A 20154-nucleotide genomic window follows, 5' to 3' on the forward strand; every position below is an offset into this window, starting at 1 on the left:
CGTGGAGTTATTTCAAAAGTTTGTGCTCGACCAATTTCTTGCGGAGCGTGTTGCGGTTCAGGCCCAGCCATTGGGCGGCCCGGGACTGGTTGCCTTCGGCGCGCGTCATGACGACGTCGAGCAGGGGTTTCTCGACCACGCGCACGAGCATCTCGTACATGCCGTCGGGTTCGGTGCCCCGCAGATCGCGAAAGTAGCTGTCCAGACTGCTGCGAACGCAGTCCTCGATGTGTTTCTTGCTCATTGCTTGCTTCTTCTCTTTTTCTCTTCTTCTCTCAATCGACGGCGCAGGCCGTCTCCTCTTCCCCCGACGGCTCCTCGTCTGCCGTCGGAGCGGGCATGCGGTCCATGCGGTCCGCAAGCCCCTGGAAATAGTCGTCCACCGCGCGCAGCTGTCCGGCGCAGTCTTCGATGGCGTTCATCCGTGCGCGGAACGCCTCGCCATCGGGCAGCGCACGCACATACCAGCCGATGTGCTTGCGCGCCGTGCGCACGCCGCTGAACTCGCCGTACAGCGCGTAGTGCTCCACCAGGTGATCGAGCAGCAGCCGGCGCACCTCGGCCACCAGCGGCGGCGCAAGGTGGGTGCCGGTGTCCAGGAAATGCGTGATCTCGCGGAAGATCCACGGCCGGCCCTGCGCGGCGCGGCCGATCATCACGGCATCGGCGCCCGTGGCCGCGAGCACGTCGCGCGCCTTCTCGGGCGAGCGGATGTCGCCGTTGGCCACCACCGGCACGCGCACCGCAGCCTTCACGGCGGCGATGGTGTCGTACTCGGCATGGCCCTTGTAGCCCTGCTCGCGCGTGCGTCCGTGCACGGTGAGCATCTGCACGCCGGCCGATTCGAAGTCGCGTGCGAGCTTCACCGCATTGCGGTTGTCTTCGCTCCAGCCGGTGCGCATCTTGAGCGTGACCGGCACGTTGTACGGTTGCGCCGCATCGACCACGGCCTGCACAATCTCGAGCGCCAGCGGCTCGTCGCGCATCAGCGCCGAGCCGGCCCACTTGTTGCAGACCTTCTTGGCCGGGCAGCCCATGTTGATGTCGATGATCTGCGCGCCGCGCTCGATGTTGTAGACCGCGGCCTCGGCCATCATGGCCGCGTCGGTGCCGGCAATCTGCACCGCAATGGGGCCCGGCTCGCCGTCGTGGTTGGCGCGCCGCGAGGTCTTCAGCGTGTTCCAGAGTTCCTTGCGCGAGGTGACCATCTCGCTGACCGCATAGCCCGCGCCGAGTTCGCGGCACAGCATGCGGAAGGGCCGGTCCGTCACGCCGGCCATGGGCGCGACGAACAACCGGTTTTCCAGCGTGTGGGTGCCGATCTGCAAGGTCATGGGAAGGGGTGCTGTGCGGGTCGGCTGCTGAAAAATGAGGCACGATTGTAGCCACGTGGCATTTCAGCGACTGAAACGATTTACGCCTTTTTGCGCCTGAGACACAGGCGTAAACACCAGTAGTTCGCGGGGCCTTCTCCCACGCCGCCGCGACGTGAGCGCTGCCTATACTTCGCCGACCTTATGCAAGCTTGGCTCGACGCACTCCTGGCGCTCCTCGCGCTCCCCCAGTACGGACTTTCGACGCTGTTCATCGCAGCCTTCGTGTCCGCCACGTTGCTGCCGGTGGGCTCCGAACCGATCTTGTTCGGCCTGCTGAAACTCAATCCCGAGATGTTCTGGCAGGCCATCGCCGTGGCGACCATCGGCAACACGCTGGGCGGTGCGGTCGACTGGTGGATGGGCTACGGCGCGCACAAGGTCGCCGACAAATACTCGCACTCGAAACACCACCTGCGCGTGCTCGGCTGGCTCGAGCGGCTGGGCCCGAAGGCCTGCCTGCTGAGCTGGCTGCCGATCGTGGGCGACCCGCTGTGCGCGGTCGCCGGTTGGCTCAAGCTGCCGTTCTGGCCCTGCGTGGGCTACATGGCGATCGGCAAGTTCCTGCGCTACGTGACGATGACGTACGCGCTTCTATACGCCTTCCCGTCATGAAGCGCGCGTTCGACACAACTCAGCTCAGTAGTTCGTAGGGACCGCCGCGCTGCAGCGCGCGCTGGTAGGCCGGTCGCGCATGGATGCGCTCCAGGTAGGCCATGAGCTTGGGCCGCCTCGCATCGAGGCCGCCGCGCGCCTGCGAGGCTTCGACCACGAAACTCATCTGGATATCGGCGCCCGTGAACTCATGGCCCGCGAACCACTCGCTCCGGCCGAGTTCGGCCTCCATGAAATTCAGATGGCCCGTGATGTTCGGATGAATGAAGGCCGACTTCGCCTTGCTTGCGATGGCCTTGGCGATCGGCTTCGCGAAGAAGGGCATCTTGCTCGTCTCGATCCGGTCGAACACCAGCTTGAGCAGCAGCGGCGACATCGCCGTGCCTTCGGCGAAGTGCAGCCAGTAGCGGTAGCGCAGCGCTTCGGGCGAACCCGCCGCGGGAGCAAGCCGGCCCTGGCCGTAGCGTTCGATGAGCGACTCGATGATCGCGCCCGATTCCGCCAATGTCGCGCCGTCGTCGGTCGTCACCACGGGCGACTTGCCCAGCGGATGCACGGCCTTCAGCGAAGCGGGCGCCAACATGGTCTTGGGGTCGCGCTGGTAGTGGACGATCTCGTACGGCAGCTCGAGTTCTTCGAGCAGCCAGAGCACGCGTTGCGAGCGCGAGTTGTTCAGGTGATGGACAGTGAGCATGGCGAATGGAAGCCTTCCGGCAGAGGATGCAGCGGGCGCGCAGTCTAACCACAACGCACGCAGCTTTCAGGCGCCCGCTGCGACAGCGTCACCGCCTACGGAAAACCGTGGACCTGCTTCCTACACTGACCGAATGCCCCACCTCTTCACGCGGCGCCGCCGCACCTCGCTCATCGGACTCTGGCTCGGCCTTGCGGCCTGCCATGCCTGGGCATTGACGCCCGAGGAGGTGTTCCGCAAGGTCTCGCCCGCTGTCTGGACCGTCAAGGGCGAGCGAGGCAACAACCAGACCGCCATCGGCAGCGCGGTGGCCGTGACCTCGGGCGCGCTGGCCACGGCCTGCCACGTGGTCGATGGCGCCGTCTCCGTCACCGTGACGCAGGGCCCGACCACGCTGCGCATCGCCCGCATCGTGCGTGACCCCGACCCGTCGCGCGACCTGTGCGTGCTCACGAGCGAAACGCCGCTGCAATTGCCCGCCGTGCAGATCGTGCCCGCCGGTGAGCTGCGTGTCGGCCAGCGCGTGTTCGCCGTCGGCAGCCCACACGGCCTCGAACGCACGCTGAGCGAAGGCCTGATCTCCGCGCTGCGTCCGCGCGCGCCCGGGCAACTGCCGATCGTGCAGACGTCGGCGCCCGTGTCCTCGGGCTCCAGCGGCGGCGGGTTGTTCGACACCGAGGGCCGGCTCGTCGGCGTGACCGACAGCGTGGCGCCCGGCGGTGCGAACCTCGGCTTTGCCTATCCGGCGCAATGGGTGATGGAGCTGCCGCAGCGCGTGACCACGGAGCTGGCGACATGGCGCGATCTGCTGAAGAGCACCGGCGTGGTGTTCGGCCCCAACGGGGAGCCTGCGCCTTCCGGCCACGCCGAGTTGGCGGACCTGCAGGGCCTACCTCCCATCGGCGCCGACCCGACGCCGGTGCGCAATGCGTACCGCCAGTTCCTGCTGCAGGCGCGGCCTCGCATCTTCCTGATCACAAGCGATCAGAAGTTCGGCACCGCAACCAACTCGGCCGCGCTGACCGCGCATCTGAAAGGTTGCACCGAACGCAAGGTGACGTGCGCCGCCTATGCGGTGGATGACACCGTGGTGTGGGGCAAGCAGCAGGTCGCGAAGTAGCCTGGGCTTACTTAACGCCGGCCTTGCGAAGCTTTTCCGCATCGATGCGGAAAAGCTTCTGATCGCGCTGCACAACGATGCCGGTGTTGGTGCGCACGGCAAGCTCGCGTGCCATCTGCGCGGCGCGCCGCATCGCAATCAGCGAAGCCGGTAAGTCCCTGTCTTTCGCTTGGCTGAGTTGGTCGCGAGTCATGGCGCTTTTCGTGAAACACCGAGGAACCGGCTTCGCCGGGCCTCAGGTGTTGCCCCCGGCAGGGGGTTGGCGCAGCGGACACGAAGTGCCGCGCAGCCTGGGGGCGAGCGAAATCAGGAGCTGAACAGGAAGTTCATCACGTCGCCATCCTTCACGACGTATTCCTTGCCTTCCGAACGCATCTTCCCCGCATCCTTCGCGCCCTGCTCGCCCTTGAAGGCGATGTAGTCGTCGAACGCAATGGTCTGGGCGCGGATGTAGCCCTTTTCGAAGTCGCCGTGGATCACGCCGGCGGCTTGCGGGCCGGTGTCGCCGATGTGGATGGTCCAGGCGCGCACTTCCTTCACGCCGGCGGTGAAGTACGTCTGCAGGCCCAGCAGCTTGTAGGCCGCACGGATCAGGCGGTTCAGGCCTGGCTCTTCCTGGCCGATTTCGGCGAGGAACATCTTCTTGTCTTCGTCGTCCATCTCGGACAGGTCGGCTTCGATCTTGGCGCAGATGGCGACCACGGGCGCGCCCTGCTTGGCGGCGTATTCGCGCAGGCGGTCGAGGTAGGGGTTGTTCTCGAAACCGTCTTCAGCCACGTTGCCCACGAACATCGCGGGCTTGGCGGTGATGAGCGTGAAGCTCTTCACCAGCGGCACTTCTTCCTTCGTGAACTCGAGCGCGCGCACCGGCGTGTTCTCGTTCAGCGCAGCCTGGCAGCGTTCGAGCAGGCCGACGAGCTTCTGCGCGTCCTTGTCGCCCGAACGGGCCACCTTGGTGTGGCGGTGCAGCGCCTTCTCGACCGTGGCCAGGTCGGCCAGGCAGAGTTCGGTCTGGATCACTTCGATGTCGGAGATCGGGTCGACCTTGCCAGCCACGTGGATCACGTTCTCGTCGTCGAAGCAGCGCACCACGTTGACGGTGGCGTCGGTCTCGCGGATGTGCGCCAGGAACTTGTTGCCCAGGCCTTCACCGGTGCTGGCACCGGCCACCAGGCCGGCGATGTCGACGAACTCGACGATGGCGGGCACCACGCGCTCGGGCTTGACGATCTCGCTGAGCTGGTCGAGCCGCGGATCGGGCACTTCCACCACGCCCACGTTGGGCTCGATGGTGCAGAACGGATAGTTTTCCGCTGCGATGCCGGCCTTGGTCAACGCATTGAAAAGGGTGGATTTACCGACGTTGGGCAGGCCGACGATGCCGCATTGCAAACTCATGGGAGGTCCTCTTGGGTAACCCCCGATTTTAGGCTGACCGGGTTCTCCCCCGGGTTGAGCCCACTTCCGGCCACTGCCACGCACCTTTTCCCAGACGCTCAGAGGCGCACGAAAGCCCTCCGGCAGCGGCTTTTCGACCCGAAAAGCTCAGGGTTAGACCCGACTCGCAAACGTTTGCGCAAACGTTTCCCTCGATTAATATCGGGGCCCCCGGCCCAGACCGGCGTTCCGCTCTGACCCCTCATTTCAGGAGACATCCACCATGAAGTTCACCCGCCGTACCCTGCAAAGCGCTGCCGCATTGACCTTGCTGGGCGCCATCGCCGGAACGCCCGCCTTCGCGCAGGACAAGCCGAAGGTCGCGCTGGTCATGAAGTCGCTGGCCAACGAGTTCTTCCGCACCATGGAAGACGGCGCCAAGGCGCACCAGAAGGCCAACGCCGCGCAGTACACGCTGGTGGCCAACGGCATCAAGGACGAAACCGACACCGCCGCCCAGATCAAGATGGTCGAGCAGATGGTGGCGCAGAAGATCAATGCGCTGGTCATTGCACCGGCCGATTCGAAGGCGCTGGTGCCGGTGATCAAGGCGGCCATCGACAAGGGCATCCTGGTCGTGAACATCGACAACCAGCTCGACGGCGCCGCCCTGAAGGAAAAGGGCATCCAGGTGCCCTTCGTCGGCCCCGACAACCGCGCCGGCGCCAAGCTGGTGGGCGACGCGCTCGCCAAGGAGCTGAAGTCGGGCGACAAGGTCGGCATCATCGAAGGCGTGTCGACCACCTTCAATGCGCAGCAGCGCACGCTGGGCTACCAGGACGCCATGAAGGCCGGCGGCATGACCGTGGTCGGCGTGCAGTCGGGCCAGTGGGAAATCGACAAGGGCAACACCGTGGCCGCCGGCATGATGCGCGAGCACCCCGACCTGAAGGCCCTGCTGGCCGGCAACGACAGCATGGCGCTGGGCGCCGTGGCCGCCGTCAAGGCCGCCGGCAAGACCGGCAAGGTGCTGGTGGTGGGCTACGACAACATCGGCGCCATCAAGCCGATGCTGAAGGACGGCCGCGTACTCGCCACCGCCGACCAGTTCGCCGCCAAGCAGGCCGTGTTCGGCATCGAGACCGCGCTGAAGGCCATCGCCGACAAGAAGAAGCAATCGGAAATGCCGGCCGAAGTGAAGACCGACGTGGTGCTGGTCACGAAGTCGTCCAAATAAGCCCCCCGTTCCCCCTCAACAAGAAGAAGACTCCGTTTTGACTGCCGCACCCGACGCCGCCATGAATCCACCCTTACCCACCGCGGTGCTCTCGTTGAGCACTGTGGGCAAGGACTACGCGGCGCCGGTGCTCGACGACGTTTCTCTCGAGCTGCGAGCCGGCGAAGTGCTGGCGCTCACGGGCGAGAACGGCGCGGGCAAGAGCACGCTGTCGAAGATCGTCTGCGGGCTGGTGCAGCCCACGCGCGGCGGCATGTTGCTGAACGGGCAGCCTTTCGCGCCGGCCTCGCGCCGCGACGCCGAGCGCCTGGGCGTGCGCATGGTCATGCAGGAACTCGGCCTCGTCACCACGCTGTCGGTGGCCGAGAACCTGCTGCTCGACCGCCTGCCGCACAAGAGCGGCTGGATCCGCCGCGCCACGCTGCACGAGCTGGCCGAGCGCCAGCTCGCGAAGATCGGCCTGGACGGCATCGACCCGGCCACGCCGGTGGCGCGGCTGGGCATCGGCCAGCAGCAGATGGTGGAAATTGCGCGCAACCTGCAGGACGACACGCGCGTGCTGGTGCTCGACGAGCCCACCGCCATGCTCACGCCGCGCGAAACCGCGCACCTGTTCGAGCAGATCGAACTGCTGAAGCTGCGCGGCGTGGCGATCGTCTACGTGTCGCACCGCCTCGAAGAACTGCAACGCATCGCCGACCGCGTGGCGGTGCTGCGCGACGGCAAGCTGGTCGACGTGCGCGCCATGGCCGGCGTGCGCGAATCCGAACTCGTGCAGCGCATGGTCGGCCGCGCGGTGCACGAGCACGAAGGCCGCGCGCGCCGCGTGGCGGGCCCGGTGCTGCTGAGCGCGCGCGGCATCGGCCGGGCGCAGGTGGTGCGCGATGTCGACCTCGAACTGCGCGCCGGTGAAATCATGGGCCTGGCCGGCCTGGTCGGCTCGGGCCGCACCGAGCTCGTGCGGCTGCTGTTCGGCGCCGACCGCGCCGACCGCGGCGAGGTCGTGCTGCACGACGGCACGCCGGCCGCGCAGCCCGTGCAGCATGCGCGCAAGGGCTGGCGCTCGCCGATGCAGGCGATTCGCGCGGGCATCGGCCTCGTCACCGAAGACCGCAAGTCGCAAGGCCTGCTGCTGTCGCAGCCGATCCGCGTCAACGCCACGCTGAGCGACCTCGGCGCGATCTCGCATGCGGGCTGGCTGCGCCGCGCCAAGGAGCGCCAGATTGCGCGCCGGCTGGTGGAGCTGCTGCGCATCCGCTCGCGCAGCATCGAACAGCCCGTGTCGACACTCAGCGGCGGCAACCAGCAGAAGGTGGTGTTCGCGCGCTGGCTGCACCGCGAATGCAAGGTGCTGCTGCTGGACGAACCCACGCGCGGCGTGGACGTGGGCGCGCGCGCCGACCTGTACACCGAGCTCGACCGCATGACCGACGCCGGCAAGGCGCTCCTGATGGTGTCGAGCGACCTGCGCGAACTGATGGCCATGTGCGACCGCATCGGCGTGATGAGCGCCGGCCGGCTGGTCGCGGTGTTCGAGCGCGGCGAGTGGACCGAACAGTCGCTGCTCGCCGCCGCCTTCAGCGATGCCACGGGCCGCGTGCCCGGCTCCCCGGCGGATTCCACCGCCCCTGCCCCGACTTCCGCCGACGCTTGACGACCATGAACGCCGCCTCTCCTTCTTCTTCCGCTGCCACCCGCAAGCCGCCGTCCGCACTCAAGGGCCAGCTCGGCACCTACCTGGGCCTCACGGTCGTGCTGCTGGGCATGATTGCGCTGTTCGGCTCGATGAGCGAATACTTCCTCACGCGCGACACCTTCATCTCCATCGCCAACGAAATCCCGGCGCTGGCCGTGATGGCCGTGGGCATGACCTTCGTGCTGATCATCGCGGGCATCGACCTGTCGGTCGGCTCGGTGCTCGCACTCAGTGCGGCCGTCACGGCCGCCGCCATCCTCGAATGGAAGCTCTCGGTGCCGCTGGCCGCCATGCTCGGGCTGGCCACGGGGCTGGTCTGCGGCACGGTGACGGGCGCGGTGTCGGTCGCGTGGCGGCTGCCGAGCTTCATCGTCTCGCTGGGCATGCTCGAAGCCGTGCGCGGCGGCGCCTACCTGGTCACCGATTCGCGCACGCAGTACGTGGGCGACGCCATCTCGGGCCTGGCCGCGCCATGGATCGGTGGCATCTCGGCCGCCTTCGTGCTTGCGGTGGTGCTGGTGGCCGTGGGGCAGCTGGTGCTCACGCGCTCCGTGTTCGGCCGCCATGTCGTGGGCATCGGCACCAACGAAGAAGCCATGCGCCTGGCGGGCATCGACCCGCGCCCCATCCGCATCATCGTGTTCGCTGTCACCGGCCTGCTGGCGGGGCTCGCGGGCCTGATGCAGTCGGCCCGCCTCGAAGCGGCCGACCCGAACGCGGGCGTCGGCATCGAGCTGCAGGTGATCGCGGCCGTGGTCATCGGCGGCACCAGCCTCATGGGCGGGCGCGGCTCAGTGGTCAACACCTTCTTCGGCGTGCTGATCATCGCCGTGCTCGAGGCCGGCCTGGCACAGGTCGGCGCGAGCGAGCCGAGCAAGCGCATCATCACGGGCGCGGTGATCGTGGTGGCCGTCATCATCGACACCCTGCGCCAGCGCCGGGCCGATCGTCGGCTGGCCTGAGCTTCCACAGGAACAAGGACAACCATGGCCACCATCAAGGACGTTGCACTCCAGGCGGGCGTTTCCGTCACCACCGTGTCGCACGTCGTCAACGACACACGCCACGTGAGCGCCAAGGTGCGCGAGCGCGTGGAGCTGGCGATTCGCGAGCTGGGCTACGTGCCCAACGCGATGGCGCGCAGCCTCAAGAGCAACACCACCTCGACGCTGGGCATGCTCATTCCCAACAGCTCGAACCCCTATTTCGCCGAGATCGTGCGCATCGTGGAAGACCGCTGCTTCGGCGCCGGCTACACGCTGGTGCTGTGCAACACCGACGACGAGCCCCGGCGCCAGAGCGTGTACCTGCAGGTGCTGGCCGAGCGCCGCATCGACGGGCTCATCGTGGTGTCGACCGGCGCCGACGAAGACGACTCGCTCGCCACGCAGTTGCGCGGCCTGCGCATTCCCACCGTGCTGGTCGACCGCGAGATCGCCGACCCGGCCTGCGACCTGGTGGAAACCGCCCACATGCAGGGCGGCCTGCTCGCCGTGCGGCACCTGCTGTCGCTGGGCCACAAGCGCATCGCCTGCATCGGCGGGCCGGTGGGCGTGACGTCGAGCGAGCAGCGCATCGAAGGCTGGCGCATGGCGCTGGCGGAGACCGGCTCGGCACCCAACGCCGACGCGCTGCTGTGGCGCGGCGGCTTCACCAGCCAGGGCGGCTACGAGGCGATGCACGCCATCCTGCGCACCGAGCAGAAGCCCTCGGCCGTGTTCGTGTGCAACGACCTGATGGCCATCGGCGCGCTGCGTGCCGCACACGAAAGCGGCGTGCGCGTGCCCGACGAACTGTCGATCGTGGGCTTCGACGACATCGAACTGTCGGCCTACACCAGCCCGCCGCTCACCACCGTGGCCCAGCCCAAGGAGCGCATCGGCGCGCTGGCGGTCGACATGCTGCTGGAGCGCATGGGCGGCAAGCGCCGCGACGCACGCAAGGTCGTGCTGCAACCCGAGCTGCGCGTGCGCGCCTCGACCGCGCGCCACGCGGGCTTTCGCGAAGCGGGCGTGACGCCCACCGCATCGGCCACTACCGCCACCACCACATCTTCCAAGTCCCGCACCTCGTGAGCCTTCAGCCTCTCTCTTCCTCCACGCCGCCGCGCATCGTGGTGCTCGGCAGCCTGAACATGGACATCGTTCTGCGCGTGCCGCACGCGCCGGCCGCGGGCGAAACCCTGCTGGGCCGCTCGATCGACGCCATCCCCGGCGGCAAGGGCGCCAATCAGGCCGTGAGCTGCGCGCGCGAAGGTGCGCAGGTGCACATGATCGGCTGCGTGGGCGACGACGCCCACGGCCAGGCGCTGCGCGATGCGCTCGCGCGCGACGGCATCGACACCTCGGCGCTGCGCACCGACACCGCCGAGCCCACCGGCACGGCGCTGATCTTGGTGGAAGACAGTGGGCAGAACCGCATCGTGATGATCCCCGGCGCCAACGCGCGCGTCGCCCTCGACGACGCCGCGTTGCGCACGCAACTGCAGGGCGCGGCTTTCCTTGTCGCGCAGTTCGAAACCCCGATGGACCAGGTGGCGCGCGCCATCGCCGCCGCGCACGACGCGGGCTGCGCGGTGATGCTCAACCCCTCGCCGGTGCAAACCATCGCCGAGGCGCTCTGGCCCCGCATCGACACGCTCGTGGTCAACGAAATTGAAGCGCAGACGCTGTCGGGCCAGAACGCCGACAGCCCCGAAGAAGCCGCGCAGGCCGGCCAGGCGCTGCGCGCGCGCGGCATCGCCCGCGTGGTCGTGACGCTGGGCTCGCGCGGCGCGGTGGCAGTCGACGCCGACGGCGCGCGCCACCATCCCGCGCCGAAGGTGCAGGCGGTCGACACCACCGCCGCTGGCGACACCTTTCTGGGTGCGCTCGCCGTGGCACTGGGCGAAGGCCAATCGTTCGACGAGGCCGTGCGCCTGGGCGTCCGCGCCGCCGCGCTGTGCATCCAACAGCCCGGCGCCCAACCCTCCATTCCGCTGCGCGACGCCGTGCTGCGCAGCCCCCTGCCCCCCGACTGGATCACGCTGTGAAACGCTCTCCCCTGCTGCACGCCGAACTCTCCCACGTGATCGCCTCCATGGGCCACGGCGACATGCTGGTGATCGGCGACGCCGGCCTGCCCATTCCCGACGGCCCGCGCCGCATCGACCTGGCCGTGGCGCGCGGTGTGCCGGGGATCAGCGATGTGCTGAAGGCGGTGCTGTCCGAGATGCAGGTGGAAAGCGCACTGATCGCGCGCGAGGCACTGGAGCCCTTGCCTGCCGGCACGCTGCCCGCGTGGTGCGAAGGCCAGCTGGGCGTGGTGCCGCAGGTCATCTCGCACGAAGAGCTGAAGCGCGTGAGCGCGCGCGCCAAGGCCGTGGTGCGCACGGGCGAATGCACGCCTTACGCGAACATCATCCTGGTCGCCGGCGTGGCGTTCTGATCGACCGTTACTCGAAGCGGTAGTTCGCGCCCACCACCTGCCCCACCTTCAGCAGGTGCTCCACGCCCTGCACCACGATGCAGTTCATGCCGAAGGTGATGCCGCCGTCCACGCGCGCGTCGGCGCGGTAGGTGCGCAGCATGTCGCCGACCTCGGGGCTGCTGAGCGCGGTGGCCGGGTCGATGTCGGGAATGGGGCAGCGCGTGCAGGGCTTGACCGGGCGCAGCTCGGCCTCGGCCTCGCCCTCGCCGGTGGTGACGTGCAGCGCGTCGACCCGGTCTTCGTCGTGCGACTCGATGCCGGCCAGCACGATGTTCGGGCGGAAGCGCTCGATGCCGACCGGGCCGTGACCGGCCGCCGCAAGGCGCTCGTTGAGTTCGGCGAGCGAGCCTTCGCTGGCCACCAGCAGCGGGAAGCCGTCGGCAAACTGGTTCAGCGCTTCGACGCCGTCGGTCCACTTCAGGCTCGACAGGCGCTGGTGCTCGGGGTCGAAGCGCACCAGGCGCAGCGTCTGCGGCTTGCCGGGCTCCGAAAGAAAGTCGCTGAACCATTGGGCGGCGATGTCGCCCATGTCGTAGGCCGCCACGTCGTCCTTCCACACGCGCACGCGCACCGGCTGCTCGACGCGGTCGAAGGCCAGGTGCAGCGCCAGCATGCCGGGCGCGCGCAGCACGACCTCGGTGTACTTCATCTGCGGCTGGATGAGCGCCATGCGCGGCAGTTGCCGCTGGGTGACGAACTCGCCCTGCGCATCGACCACCATCCAGGCCCGGTCGAACTCGAGGCCGGTTTCGGTGAGCAGCATCTCGTCGAGCTCGACGCCCGCGCACGACTTGACGGGGTACACGAACAGGCGCGAGATGGTGGCCTGGAGATCGAAAGCGGACGGCTGCGACACGGTGGGGGTTCCTTTGAAATCGCTGGCCATTCTCCTGCATGAACGGGTATCGGCGCCCGTGCGCGAGGCAACTCCTACAATCATCTGATGGCCCTTTCCCCCGAAGTTTGTATCCGCGGCGCCGGCATCGTCGGCCGCACGCTGGCGCTGCTGCTGGCGCGCGAACGCGTGCGTGTCGCACTCGTGGTGCCGCCCGCCCCGCCGGCCAAGGAAGACATCCGGGCGTACGCGCTCAACGTGGCGTCCCGCACGCTGCTCGAATCGCTGCGCGGCTGGCCCGACACGGCCCATGCCACGCCGGTGCACGAGATGCAGGTGCACGGCGACGATGGTGGCCGCGTGCAGTTCAGCGCCGCGCGCCAGAAGGTCGAGGCGCTGGCCTGGATCGTCGATGTGCCCGCGCTCGAACAGCAACTGGCCGACGCGGTGCGCTTCCAGCCCCTGATCGACGTGGTGACCGAGCCCGTGGCCGCGCCGCTCACCGTGGTGTGCGAAGGCAAGGCCAGCGCCTCGCGCGCGGCGCTGGGCGTGAGCTACGAGGTCACGCGCTACCCGCAGCACGCCATTGCCGCACGGCTCGAGGCCGCGCACACGCACGACGGCATCGCGCGCCAGTGGTTCAACGACCGCGGCGAGGTGTTCGCCCTGCTGCCGCTGGGCGGCGTGCACGGCAAGACGCTGGCGCTGGTGTGGTCGGTCGACCAGTTGCGTGTGCCCGAGCTGGTCGCGCAAAGCGCCGAAGAATTCAGCGCCGCCGTGAGCGAAGCCAGCCACAGTGAGCTGGGCTCGCTGCGGCTCACGAGCGAACGCGCCGTGTGGCCGCTGTCGCGCGCCATCGCCGACCGCTGGTCCGGCACGATGCCCGGCCAGCCCACCCAATCGTGGGTGCTCGCGGGCGACGCCGCCCACACGGTGCATCCGCTGGCGGGCCAGGGCCTGAACCTCGGCCTGTCCGATGCCGCCGCGCTGGCCGAGGTGATCCGCACCCGCGATTACTGGCGCAGTGTGGGCGACGCCCGCCTGCTGCGCCGCTACGAACGCGCCCGCCGCGCCGACGTGCTGCAGATGAGCCTGGCCACCGACGGATTGCAGCAACTTTTCTCGCACAACCTGGGTCCACTCCCTGCGTTGCGCAACTGGGGCATGCGCGGTTTCGACCGCACGCGCTTCGTGAAGCACTGGATCACCGCCCAGGCCATGGGCCTCAAAGCCTGATCGCCTGACGCCACCCGCCAGCCCTCCACCTTTTCCCCGAAACCTTTCCGATGACCTTCGTCCGCCACCTTCTCGTCGCCGCCTGCGCGCTGCTCACGCTCTCCACCGCCGGCGCCGGCGAGGCCGAGATCCGCAAGAACCTGCCGACGCACATCCCGCAGCTCCCGCCCATCGAGGAAGTCACCAAGACGCCCGTGCCGGGCCTGTACGAAGTGCGCGTTGGCGGCAGCCAGCTGCTCTACACCGACGAGCAAGGCAACTACCTGCTGCAGGGCAACCTGATCGACGCCAAGACCCGCCGCAACCTCACCGAGGAACGTGTCGAGAAGCTCACCGCCGTCGCCTTCGACAAGCTGCCGCTGAAAGACGCGATCAAGATCGTGCGCGGCAACGGCAAGCGCAAGGTCGCGGTCTTCGAAGACCCGAACTGCGGCTACTGCAAGCGCTTCGAGAAGGACATGAAGAAGGTCGACAACGTGACCGTCTACATGTTCCTGTACCCCGTGCTCGGCGCCGACTCGACCGCCAAGTCGCGCGACATCTGGTGCAGCAAGGACCCGGGCAAGGCCTGGGGCGACTGGATGGAGAACAACGTCAAGCCCACGGCCGCAGCCACCAGCTGCAACGTGACGGCGCTGGAACGCAACGTGGAGTTCGGCCGCAAGTACAACATCACGGGCACGCCCACGCTGATCTTCACCGACGGCAGCCGCGTCCCGGGCGCGATCCCCGCCGAACAGGTCGAGAAGCAACTCGCCGCCGCCAACTGATCCAATGGCGACGACCTCGACGACCTCCGCTTCCCGGCGCGCGGCCGCTGCTGCAACCGCCGCGCCCGCTGTGCATTGCCGCGTCGAGTGCGCGGACCTTCATGCCCGCCTGTTCGCCGTCACGCTGACCATCGCCGCGCCCGCCGCGCAGCAGCGCGTGGCGCTGCCGGTGTGGATTCCGGGCAGCTACCTCGTGCGCGAGTTCGCCAAGAACCTGCAGGGCCTGCGCGCCACGCAGGGCCGCCGCAAGCCGGTGCTGACGCAGCTCGACAAGTGCAGCTGGCAGATCGATTGCGTGCCGGGCCAGCCGCTGGTGCTGCACTACCAGGTGTGCGCCTACGACAACTCGGTGCGCACCGCCTGGCTCGACGCCACGCGCGGCTTCTTCAACGGCACCAGCGTCTGCCTGCGCGTCGAGGGCCAGACCGAGGCGCCGCATGCGCTGGAGATCGTGCCGCCCACGCTGCCGACAGACGCCGCGCGCTGGTCATGCGCCACCGCGCTCGTGCCGACGAAGGCCGACAAGCACGGCTTCGGCAGCTACCGCGCCGCCGGCTACGACGAACTCGCCGACAGCCCGGTCGAGATGGGCGCCTTCTGGAGCGCCGAGTTCGAAGCCTGCGGCGTGCCGCACCGCTTCGTGATCGCGGGCGCCACGGCCTCGTTCGACGGCGAGCGCCTCATCGCCGACACGCAGGCCATCTGCGAGGCCGAGATCCGCTTCTGGCACGGCGACAAGGCCGGCAAGCGCGGCGGGCCCAAGCTGCCGATCGACCGCTACGTGTTCATGCTCAATGCCGTGGACGACGGCTACGGCGGGCTCGAGCACCGCCACTCCACCGCGCTCATCTGCAACCGCCGCGACCTGCCGCAGCGCGGCGAAAAGAAGAAGCAGCCCGAGGGCTACACCACGCTGATGGGCCTCATCAGCCACGAGTACTTCCACACCTGGAACGTCAAGCGCATGCGCCCGGCGGAGTTCGCGCGCTACGACTACAGCCAGGAAAACTACACGCAGCTGCTGTGGTTCTTCGAGGGCTTCACGAGCTACTACGACGACCTGCTGCTGCGCCGCGCGGGCCGCATCGACGACGCCGCCTACCTGCGGCTGCTCAACAAGACCATCAACCAGGTGCTGCAGACGCCCGGCCGGCTCGTGCAGCCGGTGGCCGACGCGAGCTTCGACGCCTGGGTCAAGTACTACCGCCAGGACGAGCAGACGCCCAACAGCACCGTCAGCTACTACACCAAGGGCGCGCTGGTGGCGCTGTGCTTCGACCTCACGCTGCGCCACGAAGGCAAGGGCACGCTCGACGACGTGATGCGCCACCTCTGGACGCACAGCAACGGCGGCCCGATCAGCGAGGCCGACATTGCCGTCGCGCTCGAAGCCGTGGGCGGACGCTCGTACGCGCCGGAACTCGCACGCTGGGTGCATTCGACCGACGAACTCCCTCTGGCCGATTTGCTGCGCGCACACGGCGTGGCCACGCTCGACGACCCCTCGCAGCCGGCGCAAGCGCTCGGCCTGCGCGTGGCCGAAACCGGCGGCAGTGTGCAGATCAAGGTGGTGCTGCGCGGCGGCGCCGCCGAGAAGGCCGGCTTCTCGGCCAACGACGAATGGCTCGGCATCGAACTGCCGGCCGTCGGTGGTCGCGGCAAGGGCGCATCGCAGCCTGCGCAGGCCTGGCGCCTCACGAAGCTCGACGACCTGGCGCTGTATCTCGGCAATGCCGCGAAGTGCACCGCCCTCGTCTCGCGCGACCGCCGACTGCTGCGTCTGGCGCTCACGCTGCCGACGGGCTCGACCACGTGGCGGCTGTTCTCGCACGATGCGGCCAAGGTCTCGGCCTGGCTCGCAGCCAAGCCGTAGTTTCTTCCGTTCAGCCCGCGTGATCGACGGCCGCCGCCAGCGGCGGCCGCACGAACAGCATCGGCTGCGGCTCGCCCACCAGCACGCAGGGCTTGCCGGTGCGGCGGCAGTGGTCCTGCACGCGCCAGTAGGCGCCGTGGCTCACGCAACCGGTCTGGCAGATCACAAGGTCGGCAGCGCGCAGGCCGGCTTCGAGCGCTGCGGGGTCGTCGGCCTCGTCGCCGCCGTCGTGGTGCAGGTAATGACCGCCGGCAATCTCGACCAGTTGGCGCGCCAGCGAAGGCGCCTCGGGCGTCGCTTCCGAACGGCCGACGCACAGCACCGACTTGGCACGCAGATCGGCCGGCACCTCGGGCCCCGGTGGCAGCGCATGGTGGCGCCGGCCGCCCGGCGCCAGCAGCGCATGCAGGCGCTGGGGCAAGGCGGTGCCCACGGCCGCGCGCGCCGCCAGCTCTTCGCGCACGATGGCAATCGCCGAGTCGCGCGCCACCAGTGCGCCGCGCAACCGCACGATCTGCGCCTCGAGCCGCTCGACCCGAGCGGCCTGCTCGATCAGCAGGCGCGAGCAACGCTCCTGCGCCCGGGCGTAAGCCCGCAGCAACACGGCATGTTCTTGCATCGGGAAGTCCATGGCGGCCATTCTAGATGAGAACAATTCTCAAATGAAACACCCGCGCGTCAGCGGGCCCGAGGCCATGCTCGGTATAGTGGAACGCGTTTTTTCCCCCACCTCCCCCGGAGACAGAGACACCATGAGCTACGAAAACATCGAAGTGCGGACCGAAGCAGGCAAGGTCGGCATCGTCACCCTCAACCGCCCCAAGGCCCTCAATGCGCTCAACGACGCGCTGATGACCGAGCTGGGCCAGGCGCTCAAGGCCTTCGACGCCGACGACGCCATCGGCTGCATCATCCTCACGGGCAGCGAGCGCGCCTTCGCGGCCGGCGCCGACATCGCGGCCATGGCCAAGTACAGCTTCATCGACACCTACAAGGGCGACTACATCACGCGCAACTGGGAAACCATCCGCTCGATCCGCAAGCCGGTGATCGCAGCCGTGAGCGGTTTCGCACTGGGCGGCGGCTGCGAGCTGGCGATGATGTGCGACTTCATCATCGCGGCCGACAACGCCAAGTTCGGCCAACCCGAGATCAAGATTGGCGTGATCCCCGGTGCCGGCGGCACGCAGCGCCTGCCGCGCGCGGTGGGCAAGAGCAAGGCCATGGACATGGCGCTCACCGCCCGCATGATGGACGCCACCGAAGCCGAGCGCGCGGGCCTCGTGAGCCGCGTGGTGCCCTTCGAGAAGCTGGCCGACGAAGCGCTGGGTGCCGCGCTGATCATCGCGGGCTACTCGCAGATCGCCGTGATGGCGGCCAAGGAATCGGTCAACCGCGCCTTCGAGAGCGGCCTGAGCGACGGCGTGATGTTCGAACGCCGCCTGTTCCACGCGCTGTTCGCCACGCAGGACCAGAAGGAAGGCATGGACGCTTTCCTGAACAAACGGGCCCCGGACTTCAAGAACGCCTGATGCGCTGATCCGCTAAATAGCGGACCCGGCGACCGTTGCGGTCGCCGTCAGCGGGTCCGCGGCAGCGCCGTGCGCAGCGCGTCGATCGCCTGCGCCGGCGGCGTGCCGATGAAGGCGGGGCCACTCGGCTGTGGTGTCCACCGCACCTGATCGCCCACGATCTCGAGCACGGCCAGCAACGCGCCGTCGCGCCGCAGTTCGATGCGCGCCTCGACCGGCGTACTCAATTCCCCGCCCGCCACGGTGGCCGCGCGTGCCACGGTGTTCACCAGTGCCGCGAGGCCTTCGGTGTCGCCGCGCGCCTGGCGCGCGGTGGTGCCTGCGCGCGTGATGTCGAGGGTAGTCCAGCGGTCCAGTGCCGAGAAGACGCCGGCTGTGGTGGCCTCGGTGGCCACGCGTGGTGCGGCGGCCTTGGCTGCAGCCGGTGCGGACGCGGGCGCCGCCCGCCGCTGCATGCCCGCGACATTCGCGCTGACGCCGCCTTGTGCGGCGAACGATGGGGCCGTGTCCGCCGACTCGCGCGGCATCGGCGCTGCAGGCGCAGCAGGCGCCACGGCCGGAGCTGGCGATGCAGCAGCATAAGGTGCGGGACTCTGGCCGACATCGGCCATGGGAGGCGCCGGCATGGGCGCCGACGCGATGGCGGGTGCGGCGGGCGCAGGCGTGGGCACGGGCACTGGCGCCGCCTTCTCCAGCATCCGTTCTTCGTCCTTCTGGATCGACGCCGCAGCAGGGGCATCGCGCCGGCGCGATGCGTCACGCGCTTCCCGCGTCTCGCGCTGCTTCGAGGTCTCTTTCGCATCGCGCGACGCTTCGCTGCGCTGAACGGCGGGCGGTTTCATGTCGGCCGTTGCGGCCGGCTCAGCAGCAGGAGGCGCAGCTTGCACCGGTGCCGGCGCTTCGGTGGACTGCGCAGGCGGTGCCGACGCGGGCTCGGGCGCCCCAGCCACTTGCGCTTCGCCATCGAGCCCTGCCTCGGGTACCGGCTCGCGGTGCCACAGCACCGTGACGAAGGTCGCCACGAGCACGGTCGCGAAGGCCGCGTTCCACGGCATGCGCGAACGGGGGCTGCCGCCACCGAACAGGCGTCGCCACCACGGCGCGGCCTCAGCCACATGGCCGGTCGCCGGTGCGGAAGCCGCGGCGAGGTTGTGCGCCATCTTGAGGATCGCCTCGCGCGTGTGGGCCGCAGGCATCGCGTCGCGGTCGGGCGCGTGGTCCAGCGCGCGACGCAGCCGCGGGTCGCGCAGGTCGTCGTCCATGTCGGTGCTCATGCCCGCTGCTCCAGAACCGACAGGTAGCGCTCCATGCAGCCGCGCAGCTTCTGCAGTCCGTAGCGCAGGCGGCTGCGCACGGTCTCGAAGCCGATCTCCAGCCTGGCCGCGAGCGCGTCGACGGTCAGGCCGTCTTCATGGTGCAAGAGAAAAGCCGCGCGCTGCTCGGCCGGCAGTTCGTCGAGGCAAACCAGCAGCCGGCGACCGGCGGCGCGCCAGAACGCCAGTTCTTCGGCCGACGGATGCGCCGACAGGTCGGTGGCACCGTGCACGCCGCGATCGAGCGCGGGCACCGCGTCGCCGTCGTCGTCGGTTGCATGGGCGTCGAGCGTCACCTCGCGCCCGCTCACGCGCAGGCGGTCCATCGCGAGGTTGTGCGCGATGGTGAAGGCCCAGGTACGCCACGTGGCGCCCTGCGGCGAAAAGCTGTCGCGCGCCGAGATGATCCGCACCCAGGTGTCCTGGAACACCTCGTCGGCTTGCGCCACCAGCCGCGCGCCCAGCAGGCGCTTGACGAAGCGGAACAGGCCGCCTTCGTGGCGCGCATAGAGCACGTCGAAGGCAGCGGCGTCGCCATGGGCGTAGGCCAGCATCAACTTATCGTCGGGCATGGCGTCGCGCGCAAGGGCGGCGGAGGCAGCAGAGGAAGGGGCGCGGGGCAGCGCAGACATCGAAGGATTGTCACCCGAGCTTGTACGGGCCAGCGGCGCGATCGGGGTTAAGTCGAGGGTGCGATCCGATGCATTCGGACGCAGAAAAATCGACCTGAAAACGCCGGGTGTTGAACTCGGCCCAAAGCCTGGGCTATAATTTTGGGCTTCGGTGCAGTTTTGTACTGAACGGCTCTTTAGCTCAGTCGGTTAGAGCGATGGAATCATAATCCACAGGTCCGCGGTTCGAATCCGTGAAGAGCCACCAACACCACTTCCCCGCTTCGGCGAAGAAGTCAAAAAAGCCCTAAGTTATCAACGACTTAGGGCTTTTTTCTTGCCCGACCCCTGCTCAAAGAACGGGCACCCGGTCGAGCCGGAACGCCTCCGGCTCGCAATGCGCC

21 protein-coding genes and 1 tRNA gene are annotated in these 20154 nt (G+C 68.5%); 13 read left to right on the top strand and 9 right to left on the bottom strand.

Annotated features, from left to right (window positions below; all coding sequences use genetic code 11):
- Nucleotides 1-7 precede the first annotated feature (7 nt).
- Nucleotides 8-244, bottom strand: coding sequence for a Fis family transcriptional regulator (locus IG196_RS26395; RefSeq protein ID WP_056577757.1), 237 nt, complete (start codon nt 242-244; stop codon nt 8-10).
- 31 nt (nt 245-275) lie between these two features.
- Entirely contained in the window at nt 276-1334 is a 1059-nt protein-coding gene (gene dusB, locus IG196_RS26400) for a tRNA dihydrouridine synthase DusB (RefSeq protein WP_192193672.1), read from the bottom strand.
- Nucleotides 1335-1517: 183 nt separating this feature from the next.
- Between dusB and IG196_RS26405 the strand changes: the two genes are divergently transcribed.
- Complete coding sequence (locus IG196_RS26405) at nt 1518-1988, top strand: YqaA family protein (RefSeq protein WP_192193673.1); 471 nt, start codon at nt 1518-1520, stop codon at nt 1986-1988.
- Nucleotides 1989-2007: 19 nt separating this feature from the next.
- Here IG196_RS26405 and IG196_RS26410 read toward each other — a convergent pair whose 3' ends face one another.
- Nucleotides 2008-2682 (bottom strand): glutathione S-transferase, encoded by a 675-nt coding sequence (locus IG196_RS26410; RefSeq protein WP_192193674.1) that lies wholly within the window; start codon nt 2680-2682, stop codon nt 2008-2010.
- Nucleotides 2683-2815: 133 nt separating this feature from the next.
- Here IG196_RS26410 and IG196_RS26415 point away from each other — a divergent pair, with 133 nt between their 5' ends.
- On the top strand, nt 2816-3802 hold the full coding sequence (locus IG196_RS26415; RefSeq protein WP_192193675.1) for a trypsin-like peptidase domain-containing protein: 987 nt from the start codon (nt 2816-2818) through the stop codon (nt 3800-3802).
- 7 nt (nt 3803-3809) lie between these two features.
- On the opposite strand, the gene IG196_RS26420 is transcribed toward IG196_RS26415, so the two are convergent.
- Together IG196_RS26420 and ychF are read right to left on the bottom strand one after the other, a co-directional pair.
- Nucleotides 3810-3995: a hypothetical protein gene (locus tag IG196_RS26420; protein WP_192193676.1), complete on the bottom strand. Its 186-nt coding sequence runs from the start codon at nt 3993-3995 to the stop codon at nt 3810-3812.
- A 113-nt stretch (nt 3996-4108) separates the two neighbouring features.
- Nucleotides 4109-5200 carry a redox-regulated ATPase YchF gene (ychF, locus tag IG196_RS26425; RefSeq protein WP_101490360.1) on the bottom strand — a complete coding sequence of 364 codons (1092 nt, stop codon included), beginning with the start codon at nt 5198-5200 and terminating at the stop codon, nt 4109-4111.
- Nucleotides 5201-5462: 262 nt separating this feature from the next.
- Here ychF and IG196_RS26430 point away from each other — a divergent pair, with 262 nt between their 5' ends.
- The 6 genes from IG196_RS26430 to rbsD all read left to right on the top strand — a co-directional run bounded on the left by IG196_RS26430 (nt 5463) and on the right by rbsD (nt 11538).
- Complete coding sequence (locus IG196_RS26430) at nt 5463-6416, top strand: sugar ABC transporter substrate-binding protein (protein WP_101490361.1); 954 nt, start codon at nt 5463-5465, stop codon at nt 6414-6416.
- A gap of 61 nt (nt 6417-6477) precedes the next feature.
- Nucleotides 6478-8070, top strand: coding sequence for a sugar ABC transporter ATP-binding protein (locus IG196_RS26435; protein ID WP_192193677.1), 1593 nt, complete (start codon nt 6478-6480; stop codon nt 8068-8070).
- 5 nt (nt 8071-8075) lie between these two features.
- On the top strand, nt 8076-9074 hold the full coding sequence (locus tag IG196_RS26440; protein ID WP_099792949.1) for an ABC transporter permease: 999 nt from the start codon (nt 8076-8078) through the stop codon (nt 9072-9074).
- A 24-nt stretch (nt 9075-9098) separates the two neighbouring features.
- Nucleotides 9099-10187 (top strand): LacI family DNA-binding transcriptional regulator, encoded by a 1089-nt coding sequence (locus tag IG196_RS26445; RefSeq protein ID WP_192193678.1) that lies wholly within the window; start codon nt 9099-9101, stop codon nt 10185-10187.
- The gene (gene rbsK / locus IG196_RS26450; RefSeq protein WP_192193679.1) at nt 10184-11143 is read left to right on the top strand and encodes a ribokinase; all 960 of its coding nucleotides are present in this window, start codon (nt 10184-10186) and stop codon (nt 11141-11143) included. The genes IG196_RS26445 and rbsK overlap by 4 nt, the downstream gene beginning before the upstream one ends.
- The gene (gene rbsD, locus IG196_RS26455) at nt 11140-11538 is read left to right on the top strand and encodes a D-ribose pyranase (RefSeq protein ID WP_070062770.1); all 399 of its coding nucleotides are present in this window, start codon (nt 11140-11142) and stop codon (nt 11536-11538) included. Before rbsK ends, rbsD begins: the two co-directional genes overlap by 4 nt.
- 7 nt (nt 11539-11545) lie before the next feature.
- Here rbsD and IG196_RS26460 read toward each other — a convergent pair whose 3' ends face one another.
- Nucleotides 11546-12436 carry an MOSC domain-containing protein gene (locus IG196_RS26460; RefSeq protein ID WP_192193680.1) on the bottom strand — a complete coding sequence of 297 codons (891 nt, stop codon included), beginning with the start codon at nt 12434-12436 and terminating at the stop codon, nt 11546-11548.
- Between the two features lie 87 nt (nt 12437-12523).
- On the opposite strand from IG196_RS26460, the gene IG196_RS26465 reads away from it, so the two are divergent.
- From IG196_RS26465 to IG196_RS26475, 3 genes are read left to right on the top strand one after another with little or no spacing between them, the layout of a single operon-like run.
- Nucleotides 12524-13651 carry an FAD-dependent monooxygenase gene (locus IG196_RS26465; protein ID WP_192193681.1) on the top strand — a complete coding sequence of 376 codons (1128 nt, stop codon included), beginning with the start codon at nt 12524-12526 and terminating at the stop codon, nt 13649-13651.
- A 50-nt stretch (nt 13652-13701) separates the two neighbouring features.
- A complete protein-coding gene (locus IG196_RS26470; protein WP_192193682.1) occupies nt 13702-14421 on the top strand; it encodes a DsbC family protein in 720 nt (239 codons plus the stop codon).
- 4 nt (nt 14422-14425) lie between these two features.
- Nucleotides 14426-16294, top strand: a complete 1869-nt coding sequence (locus tag IG196_RS26475; RefSeq protein ID WP_192193683.1) for a M61 family metallopeptidase — start codon at nt 14426-14428, stop codon at nt 16292-16294.
- 10 nt (nt 16295-16304) lie between these two features.
- Here the strand turns inward: IG196_RS26475 and IG196_RS26480 are convergent, their stop codons facing one another.
- Nucleotides 16305-16913 carry a DUF2325 domain-containing protein gene (locus IG196_RS26480; RefSeq protein ID WP_192193684.1) on the bottom strand — a complete coding sequence of 203 codons (609 nt, stop codon included), beginning with the start codon at nt 16911-16913 and terminating at the stop codon, nt 16305-16307.
- 133 nt (nt 16914-17046) lie between these two features.
- Here IG196_RS26480 and IG196_RS26485 point away from each other — a divergent pair, with 133 nt between their 5' ends.
- Nucleotides 17047-17826: an enoyl-CoA hydratase gene (locus tag IG196_RS26485; RefSeq protein WP_101490368.1), complete on the top strand. Its 780-nt coding sequence runs from the start codon at nt 17047-17049 to the stop codon at nt 17824-17826.
- A gap of 47 nt (nt 17827-17873) precedes the next feature.
- Here the strand turns inward: IG196_RS26485 and IG196_RS32165 are convergent, their stop codons facing one another.
- Both IG196_RS32165 and IG196_RS26495 read right to left on the bottom strand, forming a co-directional pair.
- Nucleotides 17874-19100 carry a hypothetical protein gene (locus IG196_RS32165; RefSeq protein ID WP_225616810.1) on the bottom strand — a complete coding sequence of 409 codons (1227 nt, stop codon included), beginning with the start codon at nt 19098-19100 and terminating at the stop codon, nt 17874-17876.
- On the bottom strand, nt 19097-19771 hold the full coding sequence (locus IG196_RS26495; protein WP_192193685.1) for a sigma-70 family RNA polymerase sigma factor: 675 nt from the start codon (nt 19769-19771) through the stop codon (nt 19097-19099). Before IG196_RS26495 ends, IG196_RS32165 begins: the two co-directional genes overlap by 4 nt.
- 170 nt (nt 19772-19941) lie before the next feature.
- Here IG196_RS26495 and IG196_RS26500 point away from each other — a divergent pair.
- Nucleotides 19942-20018: transfer RNA gene (locus tag IG196_RS26500), tRNA-Met, on the top strand.
- Nucleotides 20019-20154 lie beyond the last annotated feature (136 nt).

The organism is Variovorax sp. 38R, assembly GCF_014843395.1.
GTDB lineage: Bacteria > Pseudomonadota > Gammaproteobacteria > Burkholderiales > Burkholderiaceae_C > Variovorax > Variovorax paradoxus_H.

What these genes read in the sequence shown, in the direction of transcription:
- IG196_RS26395 (WP_056577757.1), bottom strand. Translation starts at nt 244, where the DNA reads ATGAGCAAGAAACACATCGAGGACTGCGTTCGCAGCAGTCTGGACAGC.
- dusB (WP_192193672.1), bottom strand. Translation starts at nt 1,334, where the DNA reads ATGACCTTGCAGATCGGCACCCACACGCTGGAAAACCGGTTGTTCGTC.
- IG196_RS26405 (WP_192193673.1), top strand. Translation starts at nt 1,518, where the DNA reads ATGCAAGCTTGGCTCGACGCACTCCTGGCGCTCCTCGCGCTCCCCCAG.
- IG196_RS26410 (WP_192193674.1), bottom strand. Translation starts at nt 2,682, where the DNA reads ATGCTCACTGTCCATCACCTGAACAACTCGCGCTCGCAACGCGTGCTC.
- IG196_RS26415 (WP_192193675.1), top strand. Translation starts at nt 2,816, where the DNA reads ATGCCCCACCTCTTCACGCGGCGCCGCCGCACCTCGCTCATCGGACTC.
- IG196_RS26420 (WP_192193676.1), bottom strand. Translation starts at nt 3,995, where the DNA reads ATGACTCGCGACCAACTCAGCCAAGCGAAAGACAGGGACTTACCGGCT.
- ychF (WP_101490360.1), bottom strand. Translation starts at nt 5,200, where the DNA reads ATGAGTTTGCAATGCGGCATCGTCGGCCTGCCCAACGTCGGTAAATCC.
- IG196_RS26430 (WP_101490361.1), top strand. Translation starts at nt 5,463, where the DNA reads ATGAAGTTCACCCGCCGTACCCTGCAAAGCGCTGCCGCATTGACCTTG.
- IG196_RS26435 (WP_192193677.1), top strand. Translation starts at nt 6,478, where the DNA reads ATGAATCCACCCTTACCCACCGCGGTGCTCTCGTTGAGCACTGTGGGC.
- IG196_RS26440 (WP_099792949.1), top strand. Translation starts at nt 8,076, where the DNA reads ATGAACGCCGCCTCTCCTTCTTCTTCCGCTGCCACCCGCAAGCCGCCG.
- IG196_RS26445 (WP_192193678.1), top strand. Translation starts at nt 9,099, where the DNA reads ATGGCCACCATCAAGGACGTTGCACTCCAGGCGGGCGTTTCCGTCACC.
- IG196_RS26465 (WP_192193681.1), top strand. Translation starts at nt 12,524, where the DNA reads ATGGCCCTTTCCCCCGAAGTTTGTATCCGCGGCGCCGGCATCGTCGGC.
- IG196_RS26470 (WP_192193682.1), top strand. Translation starts at nt 13,702, where the DNA reads ATGACCTTCGTCCGCCACCTTCTCGTCGCCGCCTGCGCGCTGCTCACG.
- IG196_RS26475 (WP_192193683.1), top strand. Translation starts at nt 14,426, where the DNA reads ATGGCGACGACCTCGACGACCTCCGCTTCCCGGCGCGCGGCCGCTGCT.
- IG196_RS26480 (WP_192193684.1), bottom strand. Translation starts at nt 16,913, where the DNA reads ATGCAAGAACATGCCGTGTTGCTGCGGGCTTACGCCCGGGCGCAGGAG.
- IG196_RS26485 (WP_101490368.1), top strand. Translation starts at nt 17,047, where the DNA reads ATGAGCTACGAAAACATCGAAGTGCGGACCGAAGCAGGCAAGGTCGGC.
- IG196_RS32165 (WP_225616810.1), bottom strand. Translation starts at nt 19,100, where the DNA reads ATGAGCACCGACATGGACGACGACCTGCGCGACCCGCGGCTGCGTCGC.
- IG196_RS26495 (WP_192193685.1), bottom strand. Translation starts at nt 19,771, where the DNA reads ATGTCTGCGCTGCCCCGCGCCCCTTCCTCTGCTGCCTCCGCCGCCCTT.